This is a genomic window from Pseudomonas fluorescens (assembly GCF_900215245.1).
Lineage (GTDB): Bacteria > Pseudomonadota > Gammaproteobacteria > Pseudomonadales > Pseudomonadaceae > Aquipseudomonas > Aquipseudomonas fluorescens.
Genome location: NZ_LT907842.1, coordinates 6,107,083 through 6,130,390, shown reverse-complemented (window position 1 = coordinate 6,130,390; position 23,308 = coordinate 6,107,083). Strand labels below are relative to the sequence as shown.

The following is a 23,308-nucleotide window of genomic DNA, read 5'->3' as shown; positions in this document are numbered from 1 at the left end:
ACCAAGTGCATCAGTGAAAAGGTCCGTCATGCTGCGATCATTGCTTGATGCGCACGCAGCTCAGTCACTGCCTCGCACGGCATGCAACCATCCGCATACAGATCGAAGAGGTCACTTTCTTCCTGCGATCCATCTACGACGTAATGCCCGAGCCAATTTCCAGCCCTGTTCAGCCAATCGCGATAAGTCAGATCAGATGAGTCTTCGCGACATTCGTCAGCTGCCATGGTTGCCATGTTGAGCATTGTGTTGCCCTCCGGTTGTCATCCCAGAACGCCCTGTCGCCAAGGCGCTCCAGTGATGCTTTCCGCCGTGACCCGCTACTGGCGTCGGCCTCCGGCTTTCTTCTGATTGTTCTTCCAGCCGCGGGCCTTTCGGCTTGTTCTCCCGCTGGATAACTGTTCTTGGCGCTTTACGCTGCACGCCCGGGTCAGTTGCCAACCCTCTGAACCGTTTCGGCCAGTTCATCGCTGCCTTTGAATCTGGGCCGGTGGTGATCCGGCAAGGGGTTTCGCTAAAGAGCGGCGCAGGTTTAGCTGCTGGCGATTCGCAGTAGCGTCTCGATGGATATAAATATAGGTAATCCCATATTTGTCGTCAATGGGTATTCCCATATATTTTATGAGAGGTGATAAAAAGCCCGCTCACTGGCGGGCTCATTTAGGAATCGCAGTACTCGCGCCATCCGATCCTGACGGCGCCGTCATCCAGATGCTCGATCCTTATGCCGGCGGTGTCGCCGATATCCTGGATGACCTGGTGCCAGGCTTCAGGGCTTTCATCGTCGCGCCTGGAAACCTCGATCAACTGAATCCGCTGTACCCGCGGAGAGGCGATCAAGCCTTGCAGGCGGCGGCCAACAAGCTCGTAGGAATTTCGTGGTTTTGATACGGAGTAGGGTGCCTGGTTCATGCTTCGCTCCTTGCGAATACTGTATTCATGAACAGTATTGTGTGCTTACATATCTTGGCAAGAGGGTGGCAGGAAGTTTCATGCACAAATGCATATTTCATGCTAAATGCATTCCGTTAGGCATGAAAAAGCCCGCGTTTGGCGGGCTTGAAATTGATGTCAAAGGCTTGAATCAGGTGGGATGACACTCATGGGTTGAATTCGTGGCTTTGTTTGTCACAACGAGTAGTAGCATGCGGCGAAATGCATAGCCCTGAGAGGCCCTGGTAAATGTCCGCTCCCGTCTCCAGCAAGTGCTAACACCTGAGCCTGTAGCTCATTAAGACCTACGGGACTCATGCCGCGATTTTTCATGCTTTTGATAGCGAAACAATCTGCTGCACTCTCGTTCCCCCCGACGTTGTGATGCGCGCATTCATGGCCCCACCAAAAAAGTTGCATCAGCGGTGAATAACTATTCATGACTATAGGATTAAACACAACTCTTGGCGGCGTCGCTCCGGTAAATGCCATACCGACGTCAGCGAGAGATGTGTCGAAGCTAAAATCTACGGGGGTTCCGGCGTAGTTAGCGCAGGTAAGCGGCATACCTGCTAAATAGAGAACATAATCCGCGCGCGCCGGAACAGTTAATACTAAGGACGCACCAATAGATGCACAGAAAAGCCGGGTCAATACCTTCATTTTCCTTTCCTCAGTTAATGAGCAATGCCTGCAGTTGTGAGCGTAGGTGAAATGAAAAAATTGTCACGCGTCCTAGAGGCCATCTTTGCGCACCGCTGAGCTCGTCGTAGACTTCGTCGGAGTTGTCAATCCAAGTAGATATGGAAATTCCCAGCCAATCTCTCAGTAGGATGTCGCGATCGACCGGGCCAATTGCCTGTCTGACATCAGCGGCGGTGCGCTGGTCGAGCGGTAGTATCTGGACGCCTGCTCAAACTGGGCGCCGCGAATCTCGCCATCCGAACCTATGTAGGCAAGGGCGTCGGTCTTGGCTGACTTGAAAACCTTTGGCGGCTCGGTCGTGAGGGATGTGGTCGCCCCAATTAAAATGGTTGGCGCGGAGATTGTGAGAAATATCGCTGCAGCAATTGGGTTGGCGCCATCACCCGATACGGCCTGAGTGCTAATTGGTGCCAGCAGCGAGGCCGCCAGGATCTTCCATGCTTTCATTCTTCGATGCTTCCATTGCGATCAGAGGGGCCACCATAGCAGGGCAGGGCGCTTGGCAGAAACAAGAAGCCCGACGCTGGGCCCATCCTTAACGCAGTCTCGTGCCCTAGCTGAAGCTGAACAGTCCAGGCTCCTACCGACAAAAAATTTGCGATGCTTTGTGATGTCGTATTGCCATCACGCGTCTGATCTACCGTGGACTCCTTGAGTAGCTTGAGCCACCGGTGTCATCTAATGAATATCATCAGGCGCTAAAATGCGTAACGAGATTCGTCGTTCGGCTGTAAAAGCCTGGAGGGATCTTCTATATCAGGCTGTAAATGAACAGGACGTCGAGGACAAGTATTTTATATTGCTCACGAGAGCCGATGAGATGGAGCGTGCCGGCCTTATAACAGAGGAGGAATGGAGAAAACTGATTCGCAAAGCGGGCGAGTTTCTAGCAAGCACTCTTAGATGATCTATTTGGGTGGGAGCGCCTCGAGCGGCCCACCTTGAAAACTGCTCTATGAACCAAACGTATTCATGCTTGGTCTGCTCTCAGATACAAGAAGCCCGGCGCTGGGCCGGGCTGCTGTTATTCAGATAAAGACAGGTCCAATTCCTGCTGGTTGCCAAACCGCTTAGCGAACTTTGCCTCGTATTCGGCCGCGGTCGAAGAGGACTCGGCCATCTCAAGAATCCGACCCATATGAATTCTCAGCGCTCTAACACCAATTTCATTTAGAAACTGGAAAAGTTTCTTTTTCTTTGGGTCTCGATCCCTAAGCGCTCTGAGCAGATCAAGTACTTTGCCGCTGCTTTGAGCGAGAGGGTAGTAAATATGTTTACGTGTAAGGTGCATAAGCTTCCAGGGCTTTCCGCGAGCAGGCACGGGGATCTTGTAGAGCCGATGCCAAACTAGGTAAAGCTCATTGGGGAATTCTTGCTCGTATTTCCTCGCCTCCTCCTGCACGAAGCTCTTGAAAGCTGCAACGATTTCTTCTCTGGTTCGATCATAGCCGGCCAAAGCATATACAAGCCCCTGAATACCCGCTTTGCCGGAGGCACCAAGAATAATTCGGGCCTGCTTTGCAATATGAGCCTGGCTTTTAAGTAGTTTTCCATCGGATTCGGCACTAACTATTGCGTTGCAAATATCAATTAGAATCGTTACGTCATAGCCATAAATGGTTGGAGATGGCACTCCCGTGCCCGTCGTCACGCCTTGAAAAATAACGGGATTTGATAGTTTTTCTTTTAGTTCGTGCCCAACGTATGGAGAGATTTTTTGTCCCCGAATAAAAACTGGGAGCCTGCTTCCCCCTTCGCCAAGACCCAGAGCTTCGCCCATGCCTCGCTGACTAATAACTGCAGTTTTTTGATCGTCATCCAGAACATAGCATTCGACATCAAAGCCAAATTCGTCACGAAAACTTCCCTTGTGCGTTGCACGCATAGGGCGCTCTCCCCATCGAGCCGCGGCTGCTTTCTTTGCTATTTCTTTGCGTGCGGCGGGAGTAAGCGCTTCAGCCCTGGCTTTACCCCCGATAGCTTTCGACTTATCTTTCTCAGACATGCAAGCACCTCGCTAGGTATATGCTTGCATGCTATATCGGTGACTAGATCTATGCAAGCATGATTGTTCAGAATGCTTGCAAGAATTTATTAAGGCTATTTGTGATCCCGGCCGACTCCCTGATTTTCCCCGCGCAGTACTTAACGACTTCGCCTTATGCGCGCGAGTCGTAGAAGTGATTCAGCGCTATCAGCTCAACCACCGCCACGATGGTGCAGAGCACAACGAAGCCAGGGCTGAAAACCCGCTTGCGATTGGATGAACTGTCGTCCGGCCAAATGCCAGCTTCGGTTGTGAAAACCACCATGAGCGCCAGCAGAGTATAGGTCCACACCTTGCTCCAAAAGCTTTGCTCTCGCCATGAGGTCGAAGGTTTTCCAAGGGCTGAAGGCATCAGTAAAACTTCTGCAGCGCCTGCACAACCACGCCCACGATCCGGCAGTGCTCGTCGACGGCCTCGATTGGGTAGCTCGGGTTCAGCGGTTTCAGGAACAGCCGTCCGCCGTCGCTGACCAGCTTCTTGAATGTGGCTTCGTTGCTGTCCGGCAGCTTGGCCACGACCAGCTTACCTGGCGCGACTTCAGCCTCAGTGTCCACCAGGATCAGCGTGCCCTCGGTGATGCTCTGGCCGGCGGGCGCTGTCATTGAGTCGCCTTTCACCTTCAGCCAGAACGCTGTGCCCTTGGAGTCGTACTCCGAGAACTCATAACTGTCCGAGAAACCGGCCGGGTAGGGTTCAACGGCTTCCGCCCAGGCGCCGGCAGCAACCCAGCTGATTACTGGGTAGCGGAATGATTTGGTGGGCTGGGCAGCAACCGAGATGTTCGATTCAGCAAAGCCGGCACTCGACCCCGGGGCCAGCATTGGCCCGATCTCATCGGAAAGCCATTTGGCGCTCACCCCGCATGCATCGGCGATCTTCACGACGTGCGCGGTGGCTTTTGATTTTCCACGCTCAAGGTCAGAAATCGACGTCTGCGTGATACCAGCTTTAGCGGCCAATTCGCCCTGATTGAGCTTGGCGTGCCGGCGCGCTGTCTTTAAACGGTCTTTGAATTCCATTCCGCGAGTATTACGGGTGCTCCCATATCCTTGCAAATCGGCATTCCCATAATCTACTATATGGGTATTCCCGTATGGAGGGGCGATATGAACAGTATTTACAAAGACCTCGTTGCCTTCATTGGCACTCAGGAGGTCACCGCTGAAAAGCTCAAGGTTGATCAAAGCACCGTTTCCGGTTGGGTTCGCGGGAAGCACGGCATGTCTCCAGTGGTTGCCAAGCGAGCGGAGGCGTTGACCGGAGGTGCTTTCAAAAAAGAATCCCTTTGTCCGTCGTTTCCATGGGCCGAGATGGCCGCCTAAGTGACATCCCTGCCCGCCGTTCCATTGAAGCCAGATTAGAAGAGAGCAGTCCCCATGCAAACGTCCAGTTCCAGACACACCGTACAAACCCGTGATCAGGTGCTGGTCGCTCATGCCCAAAACCAGATCGCCCGCACCAGCTTGAGCCAGGACGACTTCGCCCAGTCGTTGAGTCGCGGGCTGCACCTGTCGATCCCGGATCGAGCCCAGAAGAAAGACGTTCCTGACTTCAACTCTACGGAACTGACCGCCGACGTAAATGTGTTTGTGAAGGCTACCGGCCGCTGGCTCAAACGTGTTCAGCGCTGGCTGTCCGGCGATCAGGAAATACCGTCGTGGCTGGAAGAGTCGTGGGTCAACGCCCTTGAGCCTGAATTCCGGGACCACTGCGTAAACGAACTGGCGAGCCGTCACGGCCTGACCGGCGCCCGCCAGATGACCAGCGATCAATGCGCGAACAAAAGCTTCGGTGCACTGATCCGCGCCTTGGGCGATGTGATCGACACCGGGAGCGAAGTGTTCGACGACCAGGTGATGTGCGAACTGGATCTGCCGCACTTGCCGGCGTTTGCCAGGCAGTGCCGCCAGGTTGAAGCGAAGGCGGGGGAGTTGGGGCGCCGTGCGGAGCAACTGCTCTCTGCGCCCCGGCCACTGAAATCCATCGCCTGAATTCCAGGCACAAAAAAGCCGACGTACGAGGTCGGCTTCTTCAACAGCTTTATGCGAGAGAAATCATGCCAAACATTTTTCCGATACACAACCCTCGGGGGTTCACCCGAATGGACAACCAGATGATGGATGGCTTGATGGCCATCGATTTGTCGGCGCGCGAAATGAAGATCGTTCTGTACGTGGCGAAGGCCACCTTGAACTTCAGCACGGGCGCCCATCGCATCCCGGCGGTCGATATCGCCAAAGCAACCCACATCCACCCTGACACGGTGTCGAAGGCTATCTCCGGCCTGCTGCGCCGTCGCGTGCTGTACCGAGAGGGTGGTGCGCGCGGTGACATTGGCGTTTGCGACCCAAAAGAGTGGATCTTCGTAGTAGAGCCGAAACAGACCATATCGTCTGATTCGGCTCAAGTAGTCCGAATCGGCTCAGCTGCGAAACAGACCAAAACCGACGACTCCCTTCTTTATACAAAGAAAGAACCCCTATTAACTCTTTCTTCGAAAGAGATTAATCCGCCCCAAGAGCCAGTCGAACCGCCGAAGCCTGACCGCAAGGCACCGTTCGGCATGACTCAACTGCTTGCCGACAACCCGCACAACGTCCCTGAGCAACTGCTGGCCGACTGGCTGACACAGCGCAAGGCCAAGCGCGCCGCAGTGACCGCCACCGTCTGGTCAACCGTGAACACCGAACTGGCCAAGTGCGCCGAGGCCGGGATCACTGCAGACGACGCAATCACCGAAGCGCTGAATTCGGGATGGCAGGGTTTCAAGGCTTCCTGGGTGATCAAGCGCTTGGCTGAGTCCGCACCGGCACCAGCTCCTCAGTCACGCCACACCGGGTTTGCCGAGCGCAACTACACCGATGGCCTGATTCAGCGTGAGGACGGTTCCTATGCGATCTGAGCCCGCCCAGCAGACTCCTGAACTGCCGCCTGGTACCCGCATCCAGCCCGCCGAGTGCGAGACCCACGGCCACTACGACCAGAAGGTTTTCCCGGTGCTGGGCAAGGAGCTGAAGAGCGGTTGCCCTGAGTGCGGCCGGATCATTCGCGAGAAGGCCGAAGCTGCGGAGTTGGTCAACAAGGCGATGGAGCTCCGCATGGCCATGGAACGCAAGCTCGGTGCCGCGCTGATTCCCAAGCGCTTCGCCAGCAAGACGCTGGATGGATACGTCGCCACCACCGCGGAGCAACGCAAGGCGCTGAACACCTGCCGTCGGTATGCCGCTGAGTTCGCCCAGATTGCCGAGACGGGCCGCTGTCTTTTTCTGCTTGGCAAGCCCGGTACCGGCAAAACGCACCTGTCCGTGGCGATCGCCAACGAGATCATGGCCAAGTCCAGCGCGACGGCCGTATACCGAACCATCGGCGCCGTGTTGCAGGCCATCCGCGCCACCTACGACCGCTCCAGCGACCAGAGCGAGAGCCAGATTCTGTCGAGCCTGATCAGCCCCACGCTGCTCATCCTGGACGAGATCGGGGTCAGCAAGGAGAAGCCCAGCGATTTCGAGTTGACGACCCTGTTCGCGATCATCAATGGCCGGTACGAAGAACTGCGTCCGACGGTGATCGTTTCCAACCTGGATGGGCAGTCGCTGCCAGGGGCTATCGGCGAGCGCTGCATTGACCGGCTGCGGGAGGGCGGGGTGATCGTCATTCCATTTGAGTGGGAATCGCAGCGCGGGACGGAGGGTTTCTGATGTCCGACAAAATCTCAGTCAACTGCCAGGCCAAGCTCTCCGAAGTCATTACCAAAATCAGCGCCATGTACAAAGACAAGAAGTTTGTCGTGGTGACCCTGCGCCCGGGCAAGGACCGAACGCTTGACCAAAACCGGCTGTGGTTTGGGATGTACAAGCGCATCGCCGAAATGACCCAGATCGGCGACCCGGCCGACGCCCGGCGCTACTGCAAGCTGCACTTCGGCGTGCAGATCCTGTTGAACGAGGATGCTGGCTTTCAGGCCGAGTGGTACCGGGTCATGCGTCATCTACCGTATGAAACGAAGCTGGCCATGATGGGCGAGTGCCACTTGTTCGGGCCGGACGGCTTCCCTGTGACCAGCCTGTTCAACCGCGCTCAGGGCATCAATTACACCGACCGCATCGCTGCCTATTTCACAGGCCAAGGTGTGGTTTTCACTGATCTACTCAGCAAGGAGGCTGCATGATCGCCAAGCAACCCAAACCGAAGAAGTGCAAGAACCCGGCATGCGGCATCAGCTTCACGCCGCAGCGCCTGGGCCAAGCCGTGTGCAGTCCGAAATGCGGGTTGGCCATCAAAGACGTGAACCAGGCGAAGGCGCGCAAGTCGCTTGCCCAGGTCGAGCGCCGCGAGATCAAGGTCCGTAAGGAAAAGCTGAAGAGCAGGGCGGACTACCTCAAAGACACACAGCAGGCCTTCAATGCCTGGGTGCGCGCCCGTGACGCGGCACTGCCGTGCGTCAGCTGCGGCCGGCACCACCAGGGCAAGTATGACGCTGGCCATTACCGGACCGTGGGGAGCAATCCGGCATTGCGCTTCGAGCCGATGAACTGCCACCGCCAGTGTTCGCCGTGCAATACCCGGCTTTCCGGGAACATCGTGAATTACCGGATTGAGTTGGTGAAGCGTATCGGCGCCGAGGCGGTTGATTGGCTGGAAGGTCCTCACCAGGCCAAGAAGTACACCGTTGATGAATTGAAGGCGATGACCGCCGACTACCGGGCAAAGACCAGAGAGCTGAAAAAAGGGGAAGCCGCATGACCTATCGCAACGTTGTTTCAGCAGTAGTTCGCGCCCTTGCGGCCGAGACCATCAGTTCCGCCGGCGGCTGCGACTTTGAGCCGAAGGTGCAGTGCGCCAAGCAGAAGGGGGAGATCGTCGGCAAGGAGGCGGCGTTTCTCCAAGACTGCTGGGTGTTCGGCCGACTGCACAAGACACTGACCCCGGCAAACTGGCGGGTGCTAGTGGCGAAGTATTCGACGCACCAGGAGCGCAAGCACGACGCAATTGCAGAGTTGACCCGGTCTGTGCGATCGCCAGCGCCTGAACGGTTCCTGCACTGCGCCGTGGTGACATGGGCTTTGCCTCGGCTGCCAGGCGTGGACGGGAAGCGTTCCACCAATGTGCTGCCGGCCGGCTGGTACGAAATGGACAACTGGTCTGATGAGCCGCATCCGATCAAGACCCAGGAGCGATGGAGGCGGGAGATCCGCAAGGCGTTGGAGAGCGGCGTGGACCTGGCCCTGGTCGAGGCTCAGTACATTTTGGAGCGAGAAGGCCTTTTAATGGCAAATACTGCTTGACCTGATCTGATCCATTGAGCTAATCTATAGCCATTCTGTGGTTCTGCGCGAGTAAGAATCGCATACCGAGCGCTAAGCGGCGTCGGCTGGCTGTTGATGTTGGGTTGTGGTGCAGTGGTTTTTTTCACGTGGTTCCTGCAAGCGGTAGTCAATACCCCCAATCAAACGAAGCAGTCCGGACAAAAAGGAGGTGATTGTATGGTGAAATTTTTGAAGGTTTCTGCGAGCAACATGGCAGCAAATGCTTTAACAGCCCTCTACATCAACAACCTGCCGGCGATGACCATTCGAGCCCTCTGACGATTTCAGAGCTGCTCATAAAGTTGTATTGCACTGTTTGTCCGGTGCGCCCAATTCAAAAACCCGCCAGTTAGCGCTGAGCGGGTTTTTTATTGCCCACGGAAAGGGCGATTCAGCAAAAGGAATTTGCAGATGTTGAAAGAATTCAGATGCGGTAACTGCAACCGACTTCTCGCCCGCACGGGTGGGTTTACAGAGCTCCAGATCAAATGTTCCCGGTGCGGGACGTTGAATCATGTGAAGGCCGCGAGCCTCGAGCAATCGCCCATGAGCGCCATACGCCCAATACAGAGGCCTGAACTTAAATCAGCTAAGTAACGGAGTTTAAAATGGAAAACGCAAATTCGGCGTCTCAAACCTTGCAAGATCTTTGGACCCAAGTGCAACCGGTGGATAACACCGGCATGCTTAGGCGAGTGGTTTTTGGGGACGGCAAGTTTTATGCGGCTGGTGGCAACGGTCTTCCCACAACCACTCAGCTTGTCAGCGGAGGCGCGACGGGTACAGCTTGGTCCAAGTTTAAGGACGTCGTCACCTCTGATAGCGGAAAGGTCCTCAACGATCTGTACTGGAACGGTATTGGGACACAGCTTCAAGCCCTTTCTCAATCCGGCAATGTGGCCTACGGCAGCACAGCACGCCCTGAAAGGGCTTGGACAAACATTACGGCAACTGTTCGCGTGTCCGGAGACTTGCAAGGCATTGCTTATTATCAGCCAATTTCCGGCAGCGACGCGACCTGGATACTGGTTGGGTCTAACGGTAAAGTCTTTTCCCGTTATGGCGATTGGTCAGGCCAGGTGGAGCGCACTACGACCTTCACTTCTGGCGAGACTGTGCACTGCGTCAACGTCATTGGCGTTTTTGTGTTGGTTGCGGGATCGAATGGGAAGCTGCTTAGCGCTGTGAAGATGGCGACGCGTGATTCGCAATCATTCTCGACCGTAACCAGCACCTTCGGCACCAGCACCATCCTTTCCATGAAGCTTTGCAACGGGAAAATGTTTATCGTTGGTGCGGATGGCAAGATGGCATATTCACCCGATGGGCTTAACTGGACTGCTGTTGCAGATACCAGTTTCGGTGGAACCATCATCCGCGACATTGCTTACGGTAATGGCAAGTATGTAGCTGTCGGCGACGGCGGCAAGACAGCCGTTTCCGAGGATGGGATCGGTTGGGTTCAGCAAGCCAACACTTTCGCAGGAACCGATATCCGGAGCGTCGCCTACGGCAACGGCAATTTTGTAGCTGTTGGTGCAGGCGGCAAGATTGCTTACTGGACTCCATGATCTTCTATCTGCTTGCGTAATAGAGCCCAGCCGTCGCGCTGGGCTTTTTCATTTCTGATTCAGGCTCGCCACAGCCAGGGTGGCCCTTCGGGGGATGCCTGGACGCTGATAAGCCAGTAGTGCAGCGCTACGGGAAAATACCGGCAGCCCGTGCATCCTGTTCACAACTGACTTCCAGGGTGGCATCGGCAGACAGCGCGGAAAGATGCGCACACCTATTCAGGGCCTCGACATGATCGGGGCCTTTTCGTTTTCGGCCTCGCCACACCCATTGCTCCAAGCTGGGAGTGCTGTTGGGGCTGATTCAAATCTGCAGGTCATGGCCTGCTGTACTCCCAACTCCCTGACGGGGAGGAACCGAGATGTCCAACATGCCAGACAAACCAGACACATGGGCAATAGCGCTTGCGTGGTTGAGCCAGCATTCGCCAATCCTCTATGCGGCTGCGCTGTCCTGCGCCATGGCCGTCCTGCGCATCACCTACGGCGGCGGTACGCGGCGCCAGATGCTGGTGGAGGGGGCGATCTGTGGCGGCCTTACGTTAACCATCATCAGCGGCCTGGACTTCTTCGGCCTGCCCCAGAGCATGGCGACTTTTGCCGGTGGCTGGGTTGGCTTCCTAGGTGTGGAGAAGATCCGCGCCATTGCCGATCGTGTGACGGACTTTAAGTTGCCAAGCCGCAAGGTTGATTAATCCGCGCCACGTTCTCGAATGCTTAAAAACGTGGCGATGATCCTTTTGATTAAATGCCGATGAATTTTGTTACGTGTGGGTCAGGAAAGTCGTATTCAGTGTTGGCAGTAGCGATGGAGCCCCACAGATGTTGAATCGTGTTTGCATTCTTCAGGCTGGTCAGCACAGGCACGGTTGCGAACCCCATAGAGTCCAGCGTCAAGGAGCGGTGCCTGCCGTCACTGAATTCAACTGTGCCGTCGAAATTGACGTGCAGCATTGGAATATAAAGCGTCCCTGTAGTTGAGAGTGTTTGGTAGTTCGTAGCTAGACGTTTTGGCCTGCTCTCATTTGCGTGAAACTGGTCCATAGCGACTTTCACAGCTGCTTTGGCATCCAGAATCAAAATCACCGGTACGTCCTCGTCTGAAAAATTCAGAACCGTAGCGGTAGGCGGCCAACTATTTTTAGCTAAGCAGATCATTTTCGGCATCGCTTTGAAATTCCTTTTTTGAGTTCAAGGAATAGGTGGTGGCATATTGAGATTGTTTCAAGTGGTGACGCTAAATGTTTAGACCGGGTCCTCCATCATCACTGCTTGAACTGTCCGATTTATCTGTCGTAGATGCCCGCCTGATCCCCGCTCCCGAGGTATGGGAATGGCTCCAAGCCGAGATCATCGCCGGCACCGGCAGCATCCACAACGAAGACCATGCCCATCTACTGGATGCAGACATCCGGGTCATGTGGGCGTCGTCGAGCTTCGAGAAACAGGGCAGAACAGTCCTGGGCCAGGCCGAACAGGTAGCGTTCCGCGCCGGTGGCTGGCAGAAAGCCCGGATGGAGCAACAGATGCGTGATTGGTTTGGCGACGTGCCGGCCTTCATCATCACCTTGGCTGCTGACTACTGCGCCGAGTGCAGCGACACCGACTTCTGCGCCCTGGTGGAACACGAGCTTTATCACATCGCCCACGCCACTGATAAGTACGGCCAGCCAGCCTTTACCAAGGAAGGAGCGCCCAAGCTTGAGATGCGCGGCCACGACGTCGAAGAGTTCGTCGGTGTGGTCCGTCGCTATGGTGCGAGCCCTGACGTTCAGGTGCTGGTGGACGCTGCAAACAAACCCGCCGAGGTGGGGAAACTGAATATATCGAGGGCTTGCGGAACCTGTCTGCTCAAGCTGGCCTGAATGTGAGACAGGCATGAGACGGAACCCAATCTATGGCAGCCCTGAAAAACGATGTGAAAGCCTTCATCGTTCAGGCTTTGGCGTGTTTCGATACTCCCACTCTCGTCTCACAAAGCGTTAAGCAAGAATTCGGCATCGATGTGACCCGCCAGCAGGTCGAGCAGCACGACCCAACAAAGCGCGCTGGAGCCAATCTGGCAGCCAAGTGGCGGACTCTGTTCGAAGACACTCGCAAGCGGTTCCGTGAAGAAACAGCAGAGATACCTATAGCCAATAGAGCCCATCGGCTCCGAACTCTTGGGCGTATGGCTGAGAAGGCCGAGAACTCAAAGAATATGGCGTTAACGGCCCAGCTATTGGAGCAGGCTGCCAAGGAGACGGGAGACGTCTACGTCAATCGTCGCGTTGAGCCTGACAAGTCTTTGGATGAAGAAATCAAACGTCTTGAGATCGAGAAGCGTAAGGCCGAGCTCAAGCTGATAGAGAAGGGCGGTGGCAACTCCAATGCCCAACTGCTGGCTGACCTGATCGCGAGGTTGCCGTCATGATTGCGAACACCGGCAACCTGATGCTGGATCGCCAGCTGTCTCGTTGGTACCCACTCAAGGATCATCCGGTGCAGCTCGCCTTGGTGGTGGCCGTATCGGAAGGCATTCGTTTCCCATTGGTGCCAGCTGGACGACGTAGCGGCAAGACCGAGCGGTTCAAGCGGTTCGTTGTAAAGCAGGCATCGGCGTACAGCGGCATGTACTTCGCCGCCGCACCAACGCACGCCCAGGCTAAGAAGATCTTCTGGGATGACCTGAAAGCTTTCACGCTTTGCTGTATGCACAGTCGCCGGCCGTCCGAGTCGGACCTGATCATCTACCTGGACAATGGTAGCGAGATTCACGTCATTGGCCTGGATAAACCGCAGCGGATCGAGGGTATCCCGTGGACTGGTGGCGGCATCGACGAGTTTGCCGACATCAAGCCGGATGCCTGGGAGGCAAACATTCTCCCGGCGCTGAACACCGTCAACCCGACCATGCCGGATTACAGGGCCTGGTGCTGGCTGCTCGGTGTACCTGACGGCCTGAACCACTACTACGATCTTTGCATGCAGGCAGAGTCGGGCAACGACCCGAATTTCCGGGTGTTCCACTGGAAGTCGGCCGAGATTCTTCCGGCTGACGTGATGGACGCAATGAAGCGGGCCATGTCGGCCAAGCAGTTCAAGCAGGAATTCGAAGCCTCTTTCGAAACGGCTTCTGGCCGGATCTACGAGGACTACAGCAAGGCGAACACTACGGATGCAGCCATTGAGCCGCATGAGCAGCTGATGTGGATGCATGACCAGAACTTCACGCCTCTGTCATCTGCGATCGGTGTCCGGCGCAACGATGGCAAAGACCTCTATCTGCTGGATGAGATCGTGCTGATCAGTGCGGTATCGAAGCAGTCGGCTGCTGAGTTCGTGGACAAGTTCAAGGATCACAAAAACAAACACGTCCTGATCTACGGCGACCCGGCGGGCAAGGCGGGCGAGAAGCACGGTCACGCGTCTGACTACACCGACATCGAGGGCGTGCTCAAGGCTAATGGCTGGACGTACACGCGCAAGGTCAAGCCGGCGCACCCGTCCATCAAGGATCGGCAGAACGCCGTCCGGGCGAAGATCCTGACCGCCTCAGGCGAAACCAGCCTGTTCATCAACCCGGTCACCGCTCCCTGGTGCCACAAGGGTTTGAGTACGGTTCAACTTCAAATGGGCTCGACCTTCCAGGAAGACCAGAAAAACGAATACCAGCACATCACCACGGCGATTGGGTATTGCATCGACGTCGAGTGGCCGTGCATCAAACGCACAGGCGGAACACGCCGAATTGGAGGCTTGGCCTGATGCCAGTGCAATCGACAAACCCCGACTACGACGCGCACATCGCCGAGTGGGAGATGATGGACGACGCGCTCGAGGGTGAGTGCGCGGTGAAGCGCAACGAGCGCAATCTGCCCAAGCCGAGCGGCATGGTGGAAGCGGAAAAGCTGGATGGCGCGGGCAACAAGTACCTATACGAGAACTACACGAACCGGGCTCAGTACGAACACTGGGTGCGTGATTCGCTTCGGTCGATGATGGGGCTTGTCTCGCGGCTGATTCCGGAGATCGAGCTGCCTGCCGGACTGAAAGGGCTGGAGGACAACGCTACATCTGACGGCTTTGGGCTGAAGCAGTTGTTCTTCCGCATGGTGCGCCAGGCTATCTCGCACGGCCGGGTGCCACTGGTGGTGAACATTGATGATAGCGGCGAACCGTATTTCTCGACGTACGCCACGCGCAACGCCATCAACTGGGACACCGCTGACCAAGGCGGCCGGCAGGACCTGGTCCTGTCGGTGTTCCGCGAATTCCGCAAGAAGGGCGGCGATCGCTACAGCCATGACTGCGACGCGGTGTTCCGTGAGTTCTTCATGCTCGACCGGGTTTGCTACACCGCCGTACGCAATGAGGCCGGCGAGTTGATCGACGACGAGCGGCCGCTGGGCACTACCGGGACGGATAACCGCCTGGTCAAAGGCTTGCCCTACCTGCCGGTGATCTACTGCGGATCGACAGACAACTCGCCGGACGTCGACGAGGTGCCGCTGCTGACCATGGCGCGGGCCGCGCTGAAGTCCTACCAGTTGAGCGCTGACTACTTCACGTCGCTGCATCAGACCAGCCACCCGCAGCCGTGGGTCTCTGGCCTGGATGAGGCGGTGGAGTTGAGCGTCACCGGCCCTTCGGCGGCATGGGATCTTGGGCCTTCCGGTTCCTGCGGTTACCTGGAGTTCCAGGGCGCCGGCATCGAAGCCGTGCGCAAGGCCATGGATGACCAGAAGAATGCCGCGCTTGAAGCTGGTGCCAAGGTCATGGACGTTGCAGGGACTGAGTCGGGCGAGGCGCGCAAAACACGCCAGAACGACCAGCACGCAACGCTGCACAGCATCGTCATCACAGTGGCCGAGGCGGTGGAGCAGGGGCTGCGCTATGCCGCCGAGTGGAAGGGATACGACCCTAAACAGGTCAAGTTCAAGGTGAACCCTGAATTCGTGACCCCTGTGGTCGACGCCCAGGTGCTCGCCGAACTGCTCAAGGGTGTGATGGCTGGCACGATCAGCGCCGACACCTACTGGCAGTACCTCACCACCGGCAAGTTGCCGGAGCGCCCCTACGACGAAGAAGCCGACCTGATCAGCGACGAACGCGAGTCGGCCGGCATCAACTTGGACAAAGACGATGCCATCGACAAACCTGGCGCAGGCGGACAACCAACTGCTGGAGCAGACGACCCGCCACTCGGTAATGCTGGAGCGGCTTAAGGCAGGCGAGGTCAAGAAGTTCGAGAAGTACCTGCGCCAGATCGACAAACTGGTGCGGGATCAACTGACTCGCAAGGAGCTGACTACCTACAGCCGGGACCGTCTTGAGCAGTTCCTGGCCCGGGTGGACGGCAAGCTGCTGGAGATCTACAAGGCCTACGGTGACCTGGTGCAGGCTGATCTGGTCGATATCGCGCTGTACGAGTCAACCTTCGAGGCTAAAAGCCTGAGCAATGCACTCTCCATCGATGCGGTGGTGCCGACCAACACGGTGATCCGTGCGGCGGTGTTCTCCTATCCGCTTCAGGTAAAGGGCATCGACGGCGGGAAGCTGCTGAAGAGCTTCGTCAGCGGCTGGACGCGGACCGAGACGATGCGCGTCACGAACACCATCCGGCTCGGCTTCGGACAGGGCCAGACCAACGCCCAGATCATTCAGGCGATTCGCGGTACTGCGGCGCAGAACTTCACGGACGGCGTCTTGGCGGTGAGCAACCGCAACGCTGCCGCCGTGGTACAAACGGCAATCCAGCATGTGGCCACTACAGCGCGAATGGAGACGCTGAAGGCCAATAGTGACGTGGTGCTGGGCTATCGTTGGGTGTCGACTCTCGACCGCAAGACCTCGCAGCAATGCAAGGGCCTGGATGGGATGCGTTTCGACCTGGGGAAAGGTCCTCTGCCACCGGCGCACATCAACTGCCGGTCAACTACGGTGCCGACCACTAGGCTTTCGGAGATGTTCGCCAAGGACGCCACGCGCGCCTCGGTGGGCGATAACGGTGGGGCCCAGGTCGACGCAGGCCTGAATTATTACGAGTGGCTGGCAACGCAGCCGGCGAGCTTCCAGGATCATGCCCTTGGGCCGGTCCGGGGTAAGTTGTTCCGTGATGGTGGCCTGACGCCGGAGAAGTTCGCCAAGTTGCAGCTCGACAAATCGTTCAAGCCGCTGACGCTGGCGCAGTTGAGGGAAGCAGAGCCTGACATGTTCACCCGAGCAGGCGTTACACTCGGCGCTCAACTAGGTTGAGATAGCGCATGCAGATCATCGTTGAGGACGGGAAGGGTAGGCCAGAGGCGAATAGCTTTGTGCCGCTGGAGAAGCTGACCTTCTACAGCGACTACTACGGGTTCCGGATACCTGAAGCTGAGGCTGACCAGGTCGAACTGCTGCTGCGCGCTGCGGCCGACATCAATGGCCGCCAGTGGAAGGGTCGAAAAGCCAATCCTGAGCAGGCGATGGCTTGGCCCCGGCGTGACTGCAAGATCGAATACCAGACGCTCTCCGAGACTTTCGTGCCCTTTGAGCTTGAATGGGGCCAGGTGCGGCTGGCGGTCGAGCTATACGCTGCCGAACAGCGCTTCCTGATCGAGGAGCCGACGCATTGCACTGAGCCGAATGGCCGGCGCACGCGGCTCAACCGAGATACGCCAGGCCTGCGAATGCGGCCGCCGCCGTACGCGCCGAGCAGGACACAGTTCGCCGACTACCTGATAATGCGGGGATTGCATTTAGTCGCTAAGGAGTAGCTGATGTTCAAACTGCTGCGATGGGCATTTTTGCTCGTAGTATTCACCACCGTTATTGGCTTCGTTTTTTTGCTCGGGCTATCTTTTGGCCTTAGCAACAACCACGACAAGTTCATTACAGAGACCGTGCCCGTCCTATCAATGCTTGGCGGATGGGTTGCCGGCATTGGCGCGCTGGCAGCAGTTCTCACTACCCTTTGGCTGGCTGATAAGCAGCGTAGAGATGACGTCGAGAACCTACGCGTTTCTGTTCGCTCTGCCATCGCGGATACTGGTGAGGGAGGTTGGTTTATTGCACTCGGGATCACGTCTGATGGCAAGCGCCCAGTCAAAGTGACAAGTCTCTCCGTGCAGTCGCCGCATGCGAGAAATTACCTTCATATCAGCCAGTTCTGGTGGGGTAGTGATCCATTGCCAGCGGCGATGACATACGGCGACAGCATTTCCTTGCATTTGGCGCCTGGTTTTGATCGGCAGATTAGTGGTTACGTGCACCAACACTGCCACGGCAAAACCGCGGGCTTGCAGTTTGTTGTAAGCACGACACTCCATGAATTCAAAGCTTCCATAGACAAGAATCTGCTCACCTTGAGCGACTGAACCTAAAACCTGCTTCATACCAACCTCGGCCATGCCGGGGTTTTTTTATGCCTGCAAAGCGGGCCGACCAAACCCAAGGGGTGCACCAAGTGGCAGACGAAAACCAGATTGATCTTGAAGACCCGGCAGTTCAGACCGCCATTGCTTCAGCCGTTGAGGCTGCAACCGTGGGCCTTAAGAACAAAAACACCGAGCTGCTTGGCTCGCTCCGGGCCACCAAGACCGAGTTGGACGGCTTCAAGACCCAGTTCGAAGGCCTGGACATCGCAGCCGTGAAGGGCCTGCTGACCAAGGTTGGCCAGGATGAAGAGACCAAGCTGATTGCTGAGGGCAAGCTGGACGAGGTCATCACCCGCCGTACCGAGCGCCTACGCACTGACTATGACACTAAGCTGGCCGCTGAAAAGGCTCGTGCGGACAAGGCTGAGCAGTTCGCTGCCAAGTACAGCGACAAGGTGCTGGCCGACTCCATCCGCGCTGCGGCCATCAAGGCTGGCGCGCTCCCTGAGGCTGCCGAGGACATCATCCTGCGCGCCCGGGGCACTTTCAAACTCAGTGAAGACGGCGAGGCGATTGCCACCGACCGTGACGGCGAGGTCGTTTACGGGAAGGACGGGAAAACCCCGCTGTCGCCGTTCGAATGGGCGGAATCTCTGCGTGAAACAGCAACACACCTGTGGCCAAGGGCTCAGGGTGCCGGTCCGACCGGCGATCAAGGTGGCAAGGCCACGAAAAAGTGGGGCGAGTACACGGAAACCGAGCGCGCTGCGATCGCCCGTGACAACCCTGAGCTCTTCAAGAAAATCCAGGCCACCAAAGGAACCTAATCCATGGCAACTACCCAACTGACCGACATCTTCGTCGGCGACTACTACGCTTCCCTGGCACCGGTTAACAGCCCGGAAAAAACCGCTGTTTATGAGTCGGGCATCGTGACTCGCTCCCCTGTGCTGGATGCGATCGCCTCCGGCAGTCAGGGTACCGCCGAGATCAGCTACTGGCAGGATCTCAACGCTGATGAAGCACCCAACATCAGCAACGACGACCCGAACGACCAGGGCGAAGTCGGCAAAGTCACCCAGGACAGCATGCGTGCCCGCGTCCTGTACCTCAACAAAGGCTACGGCGTAACCGACTTGACCGCTGAACTGGCGAACACTGAGCCGCAGCAGCAGATTCGTAACCGTTTCGGCACCTACTGGACCCGCCAGTGGCAGCGCTACACCCTGGGCGCAGCTCGAGGCATCATCGCCTCGAACATTGCGAACAACGGTGGTGACATGGTCATCGACGCGGGCGCAACCATCAGTGCGAACGCCTTCCAGGACTCTGCCTTCACCGCCGGCGATGCCGCCGACCAGTTCGGCGCCATCGGCGTGCATTCGGTCGTGATGAACCAGATGGTCAAGCAGGACCTCATCGAGTACCTGCGCGACTCCGACGGCAAGATCATCCTGGCCACCTACCTCGGCAAGCCAGTGTTCATGGACGATGCCCTGGTGTATGGCGCTGGCAAGTACTTGTCGGTGTTCTTCGGCCAAGGCGCTTTCGGTTACGGCGAAGGCACTCCCAAGGTGCCAGTAGAGCTCGAGCGTAAGCCGGGCGGCGGCAATGGTGGTGGTGCCGAAGTGCTGTGGGAGCGAAAGACCTACATCCTCCAGCCCGCCGGCTTCAGCTGGAAGGGCTCCGAGGCTCAGAACCTCAGCCCGACCGCCACCCAATACGCCACTGCCGCGAACTGGCAGCGCGTCTTCAGCCGCAAGCAGGTCCCGTTCGCCGCTGTGATCAGCGGTACCACCACGCCGTAATTCGGCCCACACAACCTGGCGCCCTTATGGCGCCGGGATGCTTTTGAGGTGACTCATGAAAGTAATCTACACGGACAAGCCGGGCAAAGAGCGCGGCGTGTGCTACCGCCTGCTGAGCGAATTCTTCGGTGTCATCGGTTCCGCCACTGAGGTGGTCGTCGATGGCGATGCACCGGATATCTTCGATGCTTACCAGGCCGCCGGAATCAAGGTTTCCGACGGCAAGGAGCAGGAAACCCCTGAAACCGACCCTCTGAAAATGAAGGTCCCCGAGCTGAAAGAGTGGCTGGCCGCGAAGGGCATTACCTTCGACGCGACCGCGAAGAAAGAAGACCTGCAGGCCCTGGTGCCAGCGGAATAAGGACAAACACATGACCGACTTCATCACCGTTGCCGATGTTGATGCCTCGCTGGGTCCTGACTGGGCTGGCACCGGTGATCCGGTCCTTGCTGTGACCATGGCCAATGCCTGGCTCACCGCCAAGATTAAGCGGGCTGTTCCCGATCCGGTTCCGGCCGAGATCAAAACAGCCGGCACCCAGGTCGCCAAAGAGGCGGCGGCGGGCAAGTTGTACACGTCCACGCAGAAGGAAGTGCAGAGCAAGACTGTATCGGCTCAGTCCGGTACGTCCGTGAGCAAGACCTACGTGGCAGGCTCTACCGATCAGTCGGCGGGCGTCAACTTCGCCCTGGCGCTGCTGGCACCTTGGATTAAGCGCTCCGGCGTGATGATGCTGAAAAGGATCTGATCATGGGCATGCGTGAAGAAATTCAGGCTGAAATGGCCGACGCGTTCGACGACCCTGACGGCCTGGCCGACGCGGTCAAGCCGGTGACAGGCGTGCGCAAGGTAGCGGGCGAGTATGACCCCGACCTGGGCGGCGAGACGCCGGAGACCACCGTAACGTACGTGGGGCGCGGCGTTCTGGGCATTTACCTTTCCAAGGAAATCGACGGTTCCCTCATCCAGACCACCGACAAAAAGCTGCTGGTGCTGCAAAACGAACTATTCGTGTCTGAGGCCGGAGTGCCGACAGCGGTACCTGCTTCTCCGGCCATTGGCGATATCGTCAACGGGCTCCGGGTGATGAACGTGTCTGCGGATCCGGCAGATGCCACCTGGACAGCTCAGCTGAGGAAGTGACATGGCGACTCAGTCCGGCAGCTTCGCCCTGAGCCTGGCTGAGTTCGCCGCCCAAACCAGTGAGGCAATCGACGCCAGTGTGCGCGAGATCATCATCGAGGTCGGCAGCAGCCTGATTCGCATGTCTCCCGTGGGTAACCCGGAGATCTGGGCGCAGAATGCCGTGGCGACGCAGTACAACAAGGCCGTCGACGACCACAACAGCGCGCTGCGCAGTGATCCGGCCAACCTCACGAAAGGCGGCAGCTTGAAGAAAGGCCGTAAGCTCAACGACGGCATGGACATCAAGGCGCCTGAAGGCTACGTCGGCGGCCGGTTCCGTGCGAACTGGCACATATCGCTCAGCGTGGTCGAGAACGTCACCTTTGACGAGGTAGACCCGAGCGGCGCCGAAACCACTGCGGCGCTGGTGGCCGCGATGAGCGACTTCAGCGCCGGCCAGATGGCCTACATCATTAATAACTTGCCCTATGCCATTCCGCTGGAGTTCGGCCATTCCACCCAGGCCCCCGGCGGCATGGTTCGGGTCACCGTGGCTCGCTTTCAGCAGATCGTGTTGGAGGCTATCAGGAACAACCAGGTATGAGTCACGCAATCATCGCTTCGATCTACGAGGCCAAGCTCATCGTCTGGAACGCTGCAAGGTCGGAAAAGCTGAAGATCGTGTTCGAGAACACGGCCTACACGCCGGCGGATGGCGAGACCTACCTGCGAGCCTTCACCATCCCTGGGGATACCGCAAGCAACACGCTCGGCGGCGATCACCGGCTGTACACCGGCGTGTTTCAGGTCAGCATTATCGCGCCGGCGGGTACTGGCAAGACCAAGACCAACCCAATCACCACCGAACTGGTTGACCTGTTCCCGCTATATGCCAGGGACACGAAGGGCTTGGTCACCGTGGTGATCATGTCGCCAGTTGACCCAGCGCCCGGCATCACAGGCGATTCAACTTATACCGTTCCAGTTTCGTTCTTGTACCGAGCCGACACCAACTGATCCCGCCCATTGGGCAACCCCACGAACCCGCCATCGAGCGGGTTTTTTCATATCTGCAAAGAGGAAATACCCATGGGCTACAAAATTCCGGACGGCGGCACCTTCCAGCACGGCGCCACCTATGGCCCGGACATCCCATTTTCGGCGCTGAGCAACGCGGCTGAGGCCGTGGCCACCGTAACTGGCGGCACGCTCGCTGCTGGCGATATCGTGATCGTCACTTCCGGCTGGACTCGCCTGGGCAATCGGGTTGTCCGCGTCAAAGCTGCTACTGCTACCGCCGTCACCCTGGAAGGAATTGACACCACTGACCTGCAGGTTTACCCGGCGGGCTCTGGCATCGGCTCGCTGAAGAAGGTGCTGGCCTGGGTGCAGATTCCGCAAATCACCGATGTGGCTTTCGCCGGTGGCACCCAGAACTATCTGGACGTGGTGTTCCTGGAAGACAAGCAGGGCCGCCAAATGCCAACTGACAAGGCTGCCGCGAGCCTGGCGCTGACCATCGCTGATGACCCGGGGCAGGCGTTCAACGCCATCCTGCGTGCGGCGGATGCCAGCCAGACCATTCAGGCCGCGCGCCTGAACCTGCCGGGCAACGACACGCTGTTCTACGGCGCCTTCACCTCGTTCTCCAACCAGCCGACTGTGTCTCGCAGCAACTTGCTGACCCGGACCGTGAACCTGGCGCTGCAGGGCGAACCGACCCGTTACCTGACTGCGGTGGCATAACCCATGGCAAAGATCAGAATCGCCCAGAACCCGACGTTCAAGGCCTTCGTGTCGATCCCTATCGTTGGGGGCGAGCCCGAGAAGATCGAGTTCACCTTCAAGTATCGGGATCGTCCAGGGCTTGCCGCCTTGTTCGATGAATGGACCCTGAAGCGTGACGAGGCACAGGCCGCCCTCGGCGATAAGCCTACGCTTTCCGAAATCGTAGCCGCTGACACTGAGCAGCAAGCGCAGCAAATCAAGGACCTGGTGGTCGGCTGGGGCTTCGATGACAAGTTCGACGATAAGAGCATCCTGGCATTGGTGAAGTCCTGCCAGGGCGCTGCTGAGGCAGTTGTGAACGCCTACCAGAACGCATTCAGCCAGGCCCGCCTGGGAAACTGACAGACGCCGCCCGCGCACTCTACGCGCCGGCGGCACCTGCTGAACTGATGGGTCTGTTTGGGCTTTCCCCGGGTGACCTTGAGGAGGTGACCGAGGTATGGCCCTGCAACTGGCCGGCGTTCTTCCTGTTCAACCGGATGTCGACTCAGTGGCGGGTGGGCGCCGGCGGCGCGATCGGTCTCGACTACACCTGCATCCTCGACGTAGCCGGGTTCCTCGGCATCAAGAAAAAGAAACTCGCTGAAATCTTCCCTGACATTCAGGTGCTGGAAGGCGAAGCCCTGCGCGTCATGGCGGAGGAAAGGGAAAACAGCCCGTAACCACGGGCACTTATTCAAGGTGAG

General features: G+C 57.6%; 35 protein-coding genes. 27 read left to right on the top strand and 8 right to left on the bottom strand.

Going from position 1 to position 23,308, the window contains the following annotated elements; genetic code table 11:
• Window positions 1-26: 26 nt before the first annotated feature.
• The 7 genes from CPH89_RS28215 to CPH89_RS28185 all read right to left on the bottom strand — a co-directional run bounded on the left by CPH89_RS28215 (window position 27) and on the right by CPH89_RS28185 (window position 4,705).
• Window positions 27-245, bottom strand: a complete 219-nt coding sequence (locus CPH89_RS28215; protein WP_053256764.1) for a hypothetical protein — start codon at window positions 243-245, stop codon at window positions 27-29.
• A gap of 415 nt (window positions 246-660) precedes the next feature.
• Window positions 661-912, bottom strand: coding sequence for a DUF1654 domain-containing protein (locus CPH89_RS28210; RefSeq protein WP_053256763.1), 252 nt, complete (start codon window positions 910-912; stop codon window positions 661-663).
• A 216-nt stretch (window positions 913-1,128) separates the two neighbouring features.
• Window positions 1,129-1,596, bottom strand: a complete 468-nt coding sequence (locus CPH89_RS30315) for a hypothetical protein (RefSeq protein WP_141125149.1) — start codon at window positions 1,594-1,596, stop codon at window positions 1,129-1,131.
• Between the two features lie 162 nt (window positions 1,597-1,758).
• Entirely contained in the window at window positions 1,759-2,085 is a 327-nt protein-coding gene (locus CPH89_RS28205) for a DUF2388 domain-containing protein (protein ID WP_053256762.1), read from the bottom strand.
• Between the two features lie 577 nt (window positions 2,086-2,662).
• Window positions 2,663-3,643: a P63C domain-containing protein gene (locus CPH89_RS28195; RefSeq protein ID WP_053256760.1), complete on the bottom strand. Its 981-nt coding sequence runs from the start codon at window positions 3,641-3,643 to the stop codon at window positions 2,663-2,665.
• A gap of 154 nt (window positions 3,644-3,797) precedes the next feature.
• Window positions 3,798-4,037, bottom strand: a complete 240-nt coding sequence (locus CPH89_RS28190; RefSeq protein ID WP_053256759.1) for a hypothetical protein — start codon at window positions 4,035-4,037, stop codon at window positions 3,798-3,800.
• Entirely contained in the window at window positions 4,037-4,705 is a 669-nt protein-coding gene (locus CPH89_RS28185) for a LexA family protein (RefSeq protein ID WP_053256758.1), read from the bottom strand. The genes CPH89_RS28190 and CPH89_RS28185 overlap by 1 nt, the downstream gene beginning before the upstream one ends.
• An 87-nt stretch (window positions 4,706-4,792) precedes the next feature.
• Between CPH89_RS28185 and CPH89_RS28180 the strand changes: the two genes are divergently transcribed.
• The 10 genes from CPH89_RS28180 to CPH89_RS28135 all read left to right on the top strand — a co-directional run bounded on the left by CPH89_RS28180 (window position 4,793) and on the right by CPH89_RS28135 (window position 11,258).
• On the top strand, window positions 4,793-5,008 hold the full coding sequence (locus CPH89_RS28180) for a helix-turn-helix domain-containing protein (RefSeq protein WP_053256757.1): 216 nt from the start codon (window positions 4,793-4,795) through the stop codon (window positions 5,006-5,008).
• A 54-nt stretch (window positions 5,009-5,062) separates the two neighbouring features.
• On the top strand, window positions 5,063-5,677 hold the full coding sequence (locus tag CPH89_RS28175) for a DUF8585 domain-containing protein (protein ID WP_053256756.1): 615 nt from the start codon (window positions 5,063-5,065) through the stop codon (window positions 5,675-5,677).
• A gap of 110 nt (window positions 5,678-5,787) precedes the next feature.
• On the top strand, window positions 5,788-6,588 hold the full coding sequence (locus CPH89_RS28170) for a phage replication initiator YdaU family protein (protein ID WP_053256755.1): 801 nt from the start codon (window positions 5,788-5,790) through the stop codon (window positions 6,586-6,588).
• The gene (locus CPH89_RS28165; protein WP_053256754.1) at window positions 6,578-7,384 is read left to right on the top strand and encodes an ATP-binding protein; all 807 of its coding nucleotides are present in this window, start codon (window positions 6,578-6,580) and stop codon (window positions 7,382-7,384) included. The genes CPH89_RS28170 and CPH89_RS28165 overlap by 11 nt, the downstream gene beginning before the upstream one ends.
• On the top strand, window positions 7,384-7,854 hold the full coding sequence (locus CPH89_RS28160; RefSeq protein WP_053256753.1) for a hypothetical protein: 471 nt from the start codon (window positions 7,384-7,386) through the stop codon (window positions 7,852-7,854). Before CPH89_RS28165 ends, CPH89_RS28160 begins: the two co-directional genes overlap by 1 nt.
• Window positions 7,851-8,429 carry a recombination protein NinG gene (locus tag CPH89_RS28155; protein ID WP_053256752.1) on the top strand — a complete coding sequence of 193 codons (579 nt, stop codon included), beginning with the start codon at window positions 7,851-7,853 and terminating at the stop codon, window positions 8,427-8,429. The genes CPH89_RS28160 and CPH89_RS28155 overlap by 4 nt, the downstream gene beginning before the upstream one ends.
• Complete coding sequence (locus CPH89_RS28150) at window positions 8,426-8,971, top strand: hypothetical protein (protein WP_053256751.1); 546 nt, start codon at window positions 8,426-8,428, stop codon at window positions 8,969-8,971. Before CPH89_RS28155 ends, CPH89_RS28150 begins: the two co-directional genes overlap by 4 nt.
• Before the next feature lie 432 nt (window positions 8,972-9,403).
• A complete protein-coding gene (locus CPH89_RS28145) occupies window positions 9,404-9,589 on the top strand; it encodes a zinc finger domain-containing protein (RefSeq protein ID WP_053256750.1) in 186 nt (61 codons plus the stop codon).
• A gap of 11 nt (window positions 9,590-9,600) precedes the next feature.
• Entirely contained in the window at window positions 9,601-10,563 is a 963-nt protein-coding gene (locus CPH89_RS28140) for a DUF6242 domain-containing protein (protein ID WP_053256749.1), read from the top strand.
• Between the two features lie 362 nt (window positions 10,564-10,925).
• Window positions 10,926-11,258 carry a phage holin, lambda family gene (locus CPH89_RS28135; protein ID WP_053256748.1) on the top strand — a complete coding sequence of 111 codons (333 nt, stop codon included), beginning with the start codon at window positions 10,926-10,928 and terminating at the stop codon, window positions 11,256-11,258.
• A gap of 49 nt (window positions 11,259-11,307) precedes the next feature.
• Here CPH89_RS28135 and CPH89_RS28130 read toward each other — a convergent pair whose 3' ends face one another.
• Complete coding sequence (locus CPH89_RS28130) at window positions 11,308-11,730, bottom strand: hypothetical protein (RefSeq protein WP_053256747.1); 423 nt, start codon at window positions 11,728-11,730, stop codon at window positions 11,308-11,310.
• A 74-nt stretch (window positions 11,731-11,804) separates the two neighbouring features.
• Between CPH89_RS28130 and CPH89_RS28125 the strand changes: the two genes are divergently transcribed.
• From CPH89_RS28125 to CPH89_RS28045, 17 genes are all read left to right on the top strand, one after another.
• On the top strand, window positions 11,805-12,428 hold the full coding sequence (locus CPH89_RS28125; protein ID WP_053256746.1) for a putative metallopeptidase: 624 nt from the start codon (window positions 11,805-11,807) through the stop codon (window positions 12,426-12,428).
• A 32-nt stretch (window positions 12,429-12,460) separates the two neighbouring features.
• Window positions 12,461-12,976: a DUF2280 domain-containing protein gene (locus CPH89_RS28120; protein WP_053256745.1), complete on the top strand. Its 516-nt coding sequence runs from the start codon at window positions 12,461-12,463 to the stop codon at window positions 12,974-12,976.
• Window positions 12,973-14,310, top strand: a complete 1,338-nt coding sequence (locus CPH89_RS28115; RefSeq protein ID WP_053256744.1) for a terminase large subunit — start codon at window positions 12,973-12,975, stop codon at window positions 14,308-14,310. The genes CPH89_RS28120 and CPH89_RS28115 overlap by 4 nt, the downstream gene beginning before the upstream one ends.
• Window positions 14,310-15,770 carry a DUF4055 domain-containing protein gene (locus CPH89_RS28110; RefSeq protein WP_053256743.1) on the top strand — a complete coding sequence of 487 codons (1,461 nt, stop codon included), beginning with the start codon at window positions 14,310-14,312 and terminating at the stop codon, window positions 15,768-15,770. The genes CPH89_RS28115 and CPH89_RS28110 overlap by 1 nt, the downstream gene beginning before the upstream one ends.
• Window positions 15,688-16,800 (top strand): minor capsid protein, encoded by a 1,113-nt coding sequence (locus tag CPH89_RS28105; protein WP_176580392.1) that lies wholly within the window; start codon window positions 15,688-15,690, stop codon window positions 16,798-16,800. The genes CPH89_RS28110 and CPH89_RS28105 overlap by 83 nt, the downstream gene beginning before the upstream one ends.
• 8 nt (window positions 16,801-16,808) lie before the next feature.
• The gene (locus CPH89_RS28100; RefSeq protein WP_053256741.1) at window positions 16,809-17,300 is read left to right on the top strand and encodes a DnaT-like ssDNA-binding protein; all 492 of its coding nucleotides are present in this window, start codon (window positions 16,809-16,811) and stop codon (window positions 17,298-17,300) included.
• A gap of 3 nt (window positions 17,301-17,303) precedes the next feature.
• Window positions 17,304-17,900, top strand: a complete 597-nt coding sequence (locus tag CPH89_RS28095; RefSeq protein ID WP_053256740.1) for a hypothetical protein — start codon at window positions 17,304-17,306, stop codon at window positions 17,898-17,900.
• 89 nt (window positions 17,901-17,989) lie between these two features.
• Entirely contained in the window at window positions 17,990-18,727 is a 738-nt protein-coding gene (locus CPH89_RS28090) for a hypothetical protein (RefSeq protein ID WP_053256791.1), read from the top strand.
• 3 nt (window positions 18,728-18,730) lie between these two features.
• Window positions 18,731-19,708, top strand: a complete 978-nt coding sequence (locus CPH89_RS28085; protein ID WP_053256739.1) for a major capsid protein — start codon at window positions 18,731-18,733, stop codon at window positions 19,706-19,708.
• 55 nt (window positions 19,709-19,763) lie between these two features.
• A complete protein-coding gene (locus CPH89_RS28080; RefSeq protein ID WP_053256738.1) occupies window positions 19,764-20,069 on the top strand; it encodes a HeH/LEM domain-containing protein in 306 nt (101 codons plus the stop codon).
• A 10-nt stretch (window positions 20,070-20,079) separates the two neighbouring features.
• Window positions 20,080-20,457 (top strand): hypothetical protein, encoded by a 378-nt coding sequence (locus CPH89_RS28075; RefSeq protein ID WP_053256737.1) that lies wholly within the window; start codon window positions 20,080-20,082, stop codon window positions 20,455-20,457.
• A 2-nt stretch (window positions 20,458-20,459) separates the two neighbouring features.
• On the top strand, window positions 20,460-20,852 hold the full coding sequence (locus tag CPH89_RS28070) for a hypothetical protein (RefSeq protein ID WP_053256736.1): 393 nt from the start codon (window positions 20,460-20,462) through the stop codon (window positions 20,850-20,852).
• Window position 20,853: 1 nt separating this feature from the next.
• Window positions 20,854-21,438 carry a hypothetical protein gene (locus CPH89_RS28065; protein ID WP_053256735.1) on the top strand — a complete coding sequence of 195 codons (585 nt, stop codon included), beginning with the start codon at window positions 20,854-20,856 and terminating at the stop codon, window positions 21,436-21,438.
• On the top strand, window positions 21,435-21,851 hold the full coding sequence (locus CPH89_RS28060; RefSeq protein ID WP_053256734.1) for a phage tail terminator-like protein: 417 nt from the start codon (window positions 21,435-21,437) through the stop codon (window positions 21,849-21,851). Before CPH89_RS28065 ends, CPH89_RS28060 begins: the two co-directional genes overlap by 4 nt.
• A 72-nt stretch (window positions 21,852-21,923) precedes the next feature.
• Window positions 21,924-22,580, top strand: a complete 657-nt coding sequence (locus CPH89_RS28055; RefSeq protein ID WP_053256733.1) for a phage tail protein — start codon at window positions 21,924-21,926, stop codon at window positions 22,578-22,580.
• Between the two features lie 3 nt (window positions 22,581-22,583).
• A complete protein-coding gene (locus CPH89_RS28050) occupies window positions 22,584-22,964 on the top strand; it encodes a phage tail assembly chaperone (RefSeq protein WP_053256732.1) in 381 nt (126 codons plus the stop codon).
• A gap of 47 nt (window positions 22,965-23,011) precedes the next feature.
• Window positions 23,012-23,284, top strand: coding sequence for a DUF1799 domain-containing protein (locus CPH89_RS28045; RefSeq protein ID WP_053256731.1), 273 nt, complete (start codon window positions 23,012-23,014; stop codon window positions 23,282-23,284).
• The last annotated feature ends 24 nt before the right edge of the window (window positions 23,285-23,308 follow it).

Excerpts from the sequence above, each read along its gene's own strand:
- CPH89_RS28185 (WP_053256758.1), bottom strand. The coding sequence starts at position 4,705 with ATGGAATTCAAAGACCGTTTAAAGACAGCGCGCCGGCACGCCAAGCTC.
- CPH89_RS28170 (WP_053256755.1), top strand. The coding sequence starts at position 5,788 with ATGGACAACCAGATGATGGATGGCTTGATGGCCATCGATTTGTCGGCG.
- CPH89_RS28045 (WP_053256731.1), top strand. The coding sequence starts at position 23,012 with ATGGGTCTGTTTGGGCTTTCCCCGGGTGACCTTGAGGAGGTGACCGAG.
- CPH89_RS28145 (WP_053256750.1), top strand. The coding sequence starts at position 9,404 with ATGTTGAAAGAATTCAGATGCGGTAACTGCAACCGACTTCTCGCCCGC.
- CPH89_RS28075 (WP_053256737.1), top strand. The coding sequence starts at position 20,080 with ATGACCGACTTCATCACCGTTGCCGATGTTGATGCCTCGCTGGGTCCT.
- CPH89_RS28210 (WP_053256763.1), bottom strand. The coding sequence starts at position 912 with ATGAACCAGGCACCCTACTCCGTATCAAAACCACGAAATTCCTACGAG.
- CPH89_RS28080 (WP_053256738.1), top strand. The coding sequence starts at position 19,764 with ATGAAAGTAATCTACACGGACAAGCCGGGCAAAGAGCGCGGCGTGTGC.
- CPH89_RS28215 (WP_053256764.1), bottom strand. The coding sequence starts at position 245 with ATGCTCAACATGGCAACCATGGCAGCTGACGAATGTCGCGAAGACTCA.
- CPH89_RS28055 (WP_053256733.1), top strand. The coding sequence starts at position 21,924 with ATGGGCTACAAAATTCCGGACGGCGGCACCTTCCAGCACGGCGCCACC.
- CPH89_RS28135 (WP_053256748.1), top strand. The coding sequence starts at position 10,926 with ATGTCCAACATGCCAGACAAACCAGACACATGGGCAATAGCGCTTGCG.
- CPH89_RS28205 (WP_053256762.1), bottom strand. The coding sequence starts at position 2,085 with ATGAAAGCATGGAAGATCCTGGCGGCCTCGCTGCTGGCACCAATTAGC.
- CPH89_RS28110 (WP_053256743.1), top strand. The coding sequence starts at position 14,310 with ATGCCAGTGCAATCGACAAACCCCGACTACGACGCGCACATCGCCGAG.
- CPH89_RS28050 (WP_053256732.1), top strand. The coding sequence starts at position 22,584 with ATGGCAAAGATCAGAATCGCCCAGAACCCGACGTTCAAGGCCTTCGTG.
- CPH89_RS28085 (WP_053256739.1), top strand. The coding sequence starts at position 18,731 with ATGGCAACTACCCAACTGACCGACATCTTCGTCGGCGACTACTACGCT.
- CPH89_RS28195 (WP_053256760.1), bottom strand. The coding sequence starts at position 3,643 with ATGTCTGAGAAAGATAAGTCGAAAGCTATCGGGGGTAAAGCCAGGGCT.
- CPH89_RS28060 (WP_053256734.1), top strand. The coding sequence starts at position 21,435 with ATGAGTCACGCAATCATCGCTTCGATCTACGAGGCCAAGCTCATCGTC.
- CPH89_RS28180 (WP_053256757.1), top strand. The coding sequence starts at position 4,793 with ATGAACAGTATTTACAAAGACCTCGTTGCCTTCATTGGCACTCAGGAG.
- CPH89_RS28150 (WP_053256751.1), top strand. The coding sequence starts at position 8,426 with ATGACCTATCGCAACGTTGTTTCAGCAGTAGTTCGCGCCCTTGCGGCC.
- CPH89_RS28160 (WP_053256753.1), top strand. The coding sequence starts at position 7,384 with ATGTCCGACAAAATCTCAGTCAACTGCCAGGCCAAGCTCTCCGAAGTC.
- CPH89_RS28130 (WP_053256747.1), bottom strand. The coding sequence starts at position 11,730 with ATGCCGAAAATGATCTGCTTAGCTAAAAATAGTTGGCCGCCTACCGCT.
- CPH89_RS28175 (WP_053256756.1), top strand. The coding sequence starts at position 5,063 with ATGCAAACGTCCAGTTCCAGACACACCGTACAAACCCGTGATCAGGTG.
- CPH89_RS28155 (WP_053256752.1), top strand. The coding sequence starts at position 7,851 with ATGATCGCCAAGCAACCCAAACCGAAGAAGTGCAAGAACCCGGCATGC.
- CPH89_RS28165 (WP_053256754.1), top strand. The coding sequence starts at position 6,578 with ATGCGATCTGAGCCCGCCCAGCAGACTCCTGAACTGCCGCCTGGTACC.
- CPH89_RS28095 (WP_053256740.1), top strand. The coding sequence starts at position 17,304 with ATGTTCAAACTGCTGCGATGGGCATTTTTGCTCGTAGTATTCACCACC.
- CPH89_RS28190 (WP_053256759.1), bottom strand. The coding sequence starts at position 4,037 with ATGCCTTCAGCCCTTGGAAAACCTTCGACCTCATGGCGAGAGCAAAGC.
- CPH89_RS28125 (WP_053256746.1), top strand. The coding sequence starts at position 11,805 with ATGTTTAGACCGGGTCCTCCATCATCACTGCTTGAACTGTCCGATTTA.
- CPH89_RS28070 (WP_053256736.1), top strand. The coding sequence starts at position 20,460 with ATGGGCATGCGTGAAGAAATTCAGGCTGAAATGGCCGACGCGTTCGAC.
- CPH89_RS30315 (WP_141125149.1), bottom strand. The coding sequence starts at position 1,596 with ATGAAGGTATTGACCCGGCTTTTCTGTGCATCTATTGGTGCGTCCTTA.
- CPH89_RS28115 (WP_053256744.1), top strand. The coding sequence starts at position 12,973 with ATGATTGCGAACACCGGCAACCTGATGCTGGATCGCCAGCTGTCTCGT.
- CPH89_RS28100 (WP_053256741.1), top strand. The coding sequence starts at position 16,809 with ATGCAGATCATCGTTGAGGACGGGAAGGGTAGGCCAGAGGCGAATAGC.
- CPH89_RS28105 (WP_176580392.1), top strand. The coding sequence starts at position 15,688 with ATGCCATCGACAAACCTGGCGCAGGCGGACAACCAACTGCTGGAGCAG.
- CPH89_RS28120 (WP_053256745.1), top strand. The coding sequence starts at position 12,461 with ATGGCAGCCCTGAAAAACGATGTGAAAGCCTTCATCGTTCAGGCTTTG.
- CPH89_RS28065 (WP_053256735.1), top strand. The coding sequence starts at position 20,854 with ATGGCGACTCAGTCCGGCAGCTTCGCCCTGAGCCTGGCTGAGTTCGCC.
- CPH89_RS28140 (WP_053256749.1), top strand. The coding sequence starts at position 9,601 with ATGGAAAACGCAAATTCGGCGTCTCAAACCTTGCAAGATCTTTGGACC.